The sequence below is a fragment of the Streptomyces sp. genome (assembly GCF_031178505.1).
In the GTDB taxonomy this organism is placed as follows: domain Bacteria; phylum Actinomycetota; class Actinomycetes; order Streptomycetales; family Streptomycetaceae; genus Streptomyces; species Streptomyces gulbargensis.
On record NZ_JAPSIW010000887.1, the window covers coordinates 1 to 2,569 of the forward strand.

4 protein-coding genes are annotated in these 2,569 nt (G+C 67.4%); 2 read left to right on the forward strand and 2 right to left on the reverse strand.

Annotated elements, in window-relative coordinates; all coding sequences use genetic code 11:
• A partial coding sequence (locus RIF68_RS33970) for an alanine/glycine:cation symporter family protein (protein WP_309055321.1) occupies positions 1-1,465 on the reverse strand: 1,465 nt, incomplete at its 3' end.
• 184 nt (positions 1,466-1,649) lie between these two features.
• Entirely contained in the window at positions 1,650-1,838 is a 189-nt protein-coding gene (locus RIF68_RS33975; RefSeq protein WP_309055322.1) for a hypothetical protein, read from the reverse strand.
• Between the two features lie 128 nt (positions 1,839-1,966).
• Between RIF68_RS33975 and RIF68_RS33980 the strand changes: the two genes are divergently transcribed.
• Together RIF68_RS33980 and RIF68_RS36590 are read left to right on the forward strand one after the other, a co-directional pair.
• Positions 1,967-2,392 carry an Lrp/AsnC family transcriptional regulator gene (locus RIF68_RS33980; RefSeq protein ID WP_309055323.1) on the forward strand — a complete coding sequence of 142 codons (426 nt, stop codon included), beginning with the start codon at positions 1,967-1,969 and terminating at the stop codon, positions 2,390-2,392.
• Between the two features lie 67 nt (positions 2,393-2,459).
• Positions 2,460-2,569 (forward strand): universal stress protein (locus tag RIF68_RS36590; protein ID WP_375165782.1); only part of this gene is annotated, 110 nt, incomplete at its 3' end.

Here is a 2,569-nt window from a genome sequence, read left to right on the forward strand (position 1 = left end):
CCTTCATCTCCCGCTTGATCACGGGCAGGAGCAGGTACACGCCCAGCAGGTTCACGAAACCGCAGACGAACAGGGCCGCGTCGGCGAAATCGATGACCTCGCTGAAGGTCAGCACGCAGCCGGCGACGGTGAAGAACAGGTAGATGAAACGGAAGATGTTGTCGCTCGTACGGCTGCGGCCGAAGAGGAACTCCCAGGCCTTGAGACCGTAGTAGAACCACGTGATCAGCGTGGAGAACGCGAACAGCGTCACCGCGATGGCCAGGACGACCGGGAACCAGGGGAGCACGGTGGCGAAGGCGTCCGAGGTGAGGATGACGCCGTCGGGGGCGCCCCCTCCGGCCTGCACCTGGTCGATGCCGGCCTGCAGGCTCGGAGCACCGGCGATGATGATCGCCAGAGCCGTCATGGTGCAGATGATCACGGTGTCGACGAAGGGCTCGAACATCGCCACGAAGCCCTCGCTCACGGGCCGGGTGGTCTTGACCGCCGAGTGGGCGATCGGGGCGGAGCCCAGGCCCGCCTCGTTGGAGAACGCCGCGCGCTGGAAGCCCACGATCATGACGCCGAGGACGCCGCCGGCCATGCCCTCGGGGGAGAAGGCGCCGTCGATGATCGAGGCGAAGGCCGCCGGGACCTGTCCGATGTTGACGAGGATGACGATGAGGCACGCGGTGACGTAGACAGCGGCCATGGCGGGCACGAGCCTGCTCGTGGTGGCGCCGATGGACTTGATGCCGCCGATGATCACCGCGCCGACGAGACCGGCGAGGATGATCCCGAAGATCAGAGCCGCCCCGGCGCTGCCGAGGAAGCCGTCGGGGCCGCCCGTGACGTTGCGCACCTGGGCGAAGGTCTGGTTCGCCTGGAACATGTTGCCGCCGGCCGCGCCGAAGAACAGGATCGCGACGGCGAAGACGCCGGTGAAGATCTTGGCGACGACGCTGCCGAACCTGCCGTACGCGACGAGCAGGTACCGGAACGGCCCGCCGCTGACGGTGCCGTCCTCGTGGACCTCGCGGTACTTCACGCCCAGGGTGCACTCGGCGAACTTGGTGGCCATGCCGAGCAGTCCGGCGCAGATCATCCAGAAGGTGGCGCCCGGCCCGCCGAGGGCCATCGCCGCGCCCACACCGGCGATGTTGCCCAAGCCCACGGTCCCGGACAGCGCAGAGGTCAGGGCCTGGAAGTGCGGGACCTCACCGGGGTCGTCCTTGGTGGAGTACTTGCCCCGCACCACGTCCCAGGACACCTTGAGGCCGCGGACCTGGATGAACCCGAAGTAGACGGTGAAGATCACGCCGGCCGCGATCAGCCACGCGACCACGAAGGGGAAGCTGACTCCCGCAATGGTGATCGGGTAGAAGACGATGGTCGAGAAGACCTCGGTGATGGGTGCGAAGGCCGAGTTGATCGCTCGGTCGATCGCGGCCAGCCAGCCGACGTCCTCCGCGACCGGAGACATGGGTACCGCTTGAATGATCGCCATCCACCAACTACACCCCCTGGGGGGGCCGTTGGCAACAGAAACACGTGTCCCCGAATGTAAATACTTGACGTACCGGTAGATATCGGTTTCCGGCGGGGGAGGGGCGTGCGGTGCGCATCCCCGGTGGCGGTGCGGGCGCACCGCCACCGGGGGCGGTGGCTCAGCGGCTGGAGGACGTGCTCGTGAGGTGCTGCGGGGCGGTCATGGCGCACACCCGGAGGCCGCGGACGAGGTCGCCGCCGGCGTGGCGGACGGTCTCGCCGAACGAGGCGGAGCGGGTCGGAGCAGCGGCGCGGCCGATCGCGGTGAAGAGGACGGCGGGGAGGCCGAAGACGAGGAGGAGAGCCACGGGAGCATCCAGCTTTCTGTGTGCGGTGCGGGGAGATCTGCGACACGGTCGCCGCAGTTGACATCTAAAGTCTAACGCCCCGATAGTGAAGCATCCAGTCTGATAACACGCGCCATAGGAGATAATCATTGCGTCTAGATGACATCGACCAGCAAATCGTTGCGTCGCTGATCCAGGACAGCCGCCGCAGCTACGCGGCCATCGGGAAGAAGGTGGGTCTGTCCGCCCCGGCGGTGAAGCGGCGGGTCGACGCGCTGCAGCAGTCGGGCGCCGTCAAGCGCTTCACCGCGGAGATCGACCAGTCGGTGCTCGGGTGGAACATCGAGGCGTTCGTGGAGCTGCACTGCGACGGCGGGCTGTCGCCGTCGATGATGCGGACCATGGCCGCGGAGATCGCCGAGGTGACGGACGCCTACACGGTGACCGGGGAGGCGGACGGCATCTTCCTCATCCGCGCCGAGAACACCGCCCACCTGGAGGACGTCATGGTCCGGATCCGGGAGTGGAAGGGCATCAACCACACGCGCAGTTCCGTCATCCTCTCGCATCTGTGAGCCCGACGACGGCGGCTCGGAGATACTGGACGCACGTCATCATCGGCACGGGAGCGGAGGGTGCGACATGGGGAACGGACAGGACGCAGTGATCGTGGTCGGGGTCGACGGGTCCGAGCAGTCGGTGCGGGCACTGCGCTGGGCCGCGCGCCTCGCTCCCGAGCTCGGAGCCGGGAT